Below are 3,462 nucleotides of genomic sequence, written 5' to 3'. Positions count from 1 at the left end.
AATATTGGCTGGAAGTAAGCCCGGAGGAACAGCAGCGTCGGCTCGAGGCGCGCATCAACGACCCGCGCAAGATCTGGAAGCTGTCGCCGATGGATCTGAAATCCTATGGCCGCTGGTATGATTATTCGCGGGCGCGCGACGACATGTTCCAGGCCACCGACACGCCCTGGGCGCCGTGGTTCGCAGCGAATTCCGACGACAAGAAGCGCGCGCGCCTCAACATCATCTCGCATCTTTTGTCGCAAATTCCCTATTCCCATTTGAAGCGCGAAGCCCCCGTCCTCCCGAAGCGGCAAAAGCCCGAAGGCTACGAGGAGCCGAACTATCCCTATAAATTCGTGCCCGCGTTGAAATGGTGATTGGAACTTTGGGATCATTTCGACAAAACAATGCCGAAAAACAGCGACCAGCGACGTTCGAAGGCGCGATATATCGGGCGATTATTGCGCCTCCCGCAGGCATCAAGGCAGACGGGAGGCGCCGCGCGTCAATAACGCGCCACAACCGGCTACCGGGTTCCGGCGACAATCGGCGCCGGGGCGCCGAGGACCCCGCCGACCACAGTGAATGGCAGGGTCAGCACTGTTCCGATTGGACCGACGTCGGTGGACGGCGTGGCGCTGACGAGGAGGGGCGTATGGACATAACCCATCTGGCCGCCGTAGGCCGCCTCGCACCATCCGCGATAGCAGCGGGCCATGTCGACCACCCCATTAGCCGGGACGACCTCGATCACGGCGGCTCGATGCGTTGCGTGGGTCCGTAGGGCAGTCGGCGCGCTTACCATCGCTCCGAAAGCAAAAGCCGAACTCGCTGTGGCAGCCATGGCGACGCCGGCGAGCACAGGAAGGAGCCTAGAAGACATTTTTACCTCCTCTCAACTTCAGCATTACGGGGTTGGGTATAGGGTTCGAAGCGAGACGATCTAGCTGCTTGAAAACTCCCTCCCGCAAACATGCTTTTCTCGGGTCAAAAACCGCCAACTCGCAAATCGCCTGGTCGGTAAATCATTGTCGATTTCGATTTTCGGCCGGTTTGAGCGTGCGCAGCATTCGGGGAAGCAAAACCCCATTTTTCAGCAGCAGTAAATCAATGCCTAACCGCCGCGTTGGTTCCCGGTTACCTCTGAATTGAGGTCGCGGCATTTGGGCGCAATGCCCTTCGTTTGGGCGAACTGGATCAGATTGAGACGATCGACGGGCTAGCCGAGGAAGTGGGTCAAGTGTCGCGCAGCACTCCGGGGCAGGATGAGAATCTTCCGGGGTCGGCTCGAAGGCGTCGTTAATGGCGCGAGGGCAGCCAATAGATCGCGAGTTTGCGCTTGACGGATTGCCGTTGCCGCGCTTGCCTGCTAGCCCCGGGGGCTGGAGTGGAGAATGCCACACGCCGTGGAACGCCCTGCAGAATTGCGGAATGCGACCGGATGCGAAGTTACCAGCAACAAACCAGCAGCCTTGCGAACTCGGCCGAGTCTCAGGCACTGGCCGGTCTCGGGATCCCACGCATGGTTCTGGATTGGCTTGCCCAGATTCTCACCGGCTGCGCCAACCGCCCCCGGCCCGACTATCCGCGCACGATATCGACGGCGATCGAGGACTCCTCGTCGACCAGGCTGGGTCAATTCTTCGGCCCGGCGGCCGACGAGCATCCAGGCCTCTCCGGCTTCAGCCTCCTGAGCCACGGGCGCGAGGCGTTCATCGTCCGTCTGGCCCTTGGCGACCTGGCCGAGCGAAGCTTGGATCTGCAGTATTTCGTCTGGGACGGCGATACGACCGGCCGGATTATCGTCGATCGCGTGTTGAAGGCGGCCGATCGCGGCGTCAGGGTGCGGCTGCTTGTCGACGATCCCTACTACAAAGCCAGTGATTCCGTTATCGCCGCCCTTGATGCGCACCCCAATGTCGAGATCCGACTGTTCAATCCGTTCGCCAACAGGAGGTGGTCCACGCTGGACTTTATTTTCGACTTCGGTCGAGTCAATCGCCGCATGCACAACAAGTTGATGATTGCTGACAATGCGTCTGCGATCGTCGGGGGACGAAACATTGGTGACATCTATTTTGGCGTGCACACCACCGCCAACTTTCGCGATCTGGATGTATTGGCGGTCGGGCCCATCGTCCACGATCTGTCACTTGTATTCGACCAATACTGGAATAGCCGCTCGACCGTCCCGATCGCGGCCCTTGTCGATCGCGCCTATGGCGCCGCCGATCTCGATGCCATCCTGATTCGCTTGCATGACGAGATCGCCGCAGTCGACTACCCTTATCCGATCGACCAGGACCTGGACGAGCTGGCGGCCCGAGGCGCCGAGCTTCGCGACAATCTCGTGTGGGCGCACGGCCGCATCATAGCAGACGACCCGGAAACCGTCGCCCACGGCAAGGAGAGCGACGACGTGGTCGAATTCATCCGCGGGCGGGTCGCTCAGCTAAAAGAGGAGCTGCTCGCCGAGTCGCCTTATTTCGTCCTGCCCGCCGGGGCGCAAGCAACCGTCAAGATGCTGCACGAGCGCAATGTCCGGATGCGTGTGCTAACCAACTCGCTCGCTTCGAACGACATGCTGCCGGCGCATTCAGGCTATGCCAAGACCCGCAGGCGGCTTCTCCAGAACGGCATGGAGCTATATGAGCTGCGCCCCGACACCGATGCCTTCCGGCCGGGCTGGTCGCTTCTTTCCGGGCGGTCGCCAGCGGCCTTGCATACCAAGGCTATGATTTTCGACCGCGAAGCCGTTTTTATCGGCAGCTTCAACCTCGACCCTCGCTCTGCCGTAATCAACACCGAAGCCGGCCTCTATATCGAGAGCCCGGAATTGGCCGAAAGGCTGAGGGCCTACATGGCGACTGGCGTCGCGGCCGCCAACAGCTACCGCGTCCTCCTCGACCCGAATGGCGAGATCGTCTGGGAAACTGTAAGAGACGACCAATGGGTGCGATACCGGGACGAGCCAGAAACCGGCTTCCGGCGGCGCTTCGCCGCCGCCCTGTGGAAGCTCCTGCCGATCGACTCGCAACTTTGATAACGATCGCAAAGATCGCTATCTGCGCTCTTGACGAGGTGATCATCTACCGGATTCTAATCGGTTTACTCCCAACACTGTCAGCGCAAGACAAATAACCTCGCCAGGACTCGGTTACCACTTCCACGTACATGTCCGGCTGAAACTGCCTAATTCAACATTGATGAGGGCTGCGTTGAAACTGGAGGAAATTATCGAGACGCCACACGCCGCGTCATCCGTCGATTGAGCGTCCTATAGGTCAAAAACGGACCCGCACCCGACCGTCAATGACCGCTTTGCCCGTCTATCGACGAATGTCTGCAACGGGTCGATGCTGTTGAAAAACTCGTTGCCTTAAGCGGAGCGGCGTGATTCCATTTTCGCGATTTGCGAGGGGATTCCGCCGATGATGGGACGCCAGTCCGCTGATCAGGCTCAATTCTTTTATGCGTTCA

2 protein-coding genes and 1 pseudogene are annotated in these 3,462 nt (G+C 59.7%); 2 read left to right on the top strand and 1 reads right to left on the bottom strand.

Annotation, left to right across the window (positions count from 1 at the left end; all coding sequences use genetic code 11):
- Nucleotides 1-359, top strand: a pseudogene (locus ACLP2E_RS17875) (polyphosphate kinase 2); the annotation flags it as partial.
- Between the two features lie 149 nt (nt 360-508).
- On the opposite strand, the gene ACLP2E_RS17870 reads toward ACLP2E_RS17875, so the two are convergent.
- Nucleotides 509-865, bottom strand: a complete 357-nt coding sequence (locus ACLP2E_RS17870; RefSeq protein ID WP_442466708.1) for an SH3 domain-containing protein — start codon at nt 863-865, stop codon at nt 509-511.
- A 639-nt stretch (nt 866-1,504) separates the two neighbouring features.
- On the opposite strand from ACLP2E_RS17870, the gene ACLP2E_RS17865 reads away from it, so the two are divergent.
- A complete protein-coding gene (locus ACLP2E_RS17865) occupies nt 1,505-3,025 on the top strand; it encodes a phospholipase D family protein (RefSeq protein ID WP_442466707.1) in 1,521 nt (506 codons plus the stop codon).
- The last annotated feature ends 437 nt before the right edge of the window (nt 3,026-3,462 follow it).

It is taken from the genome of Rhodoblastus sp. (assembly GCF_052145335.1).
Lineage (GTDB): Bacteria > Pseudomonadota > Alphaproteobacteria > Rhizobiales > Beijerinckiaceae > Rhodoblastus.
This window is presented reverse-complemented; position numbering and strand designations above follow the sequence as displayed.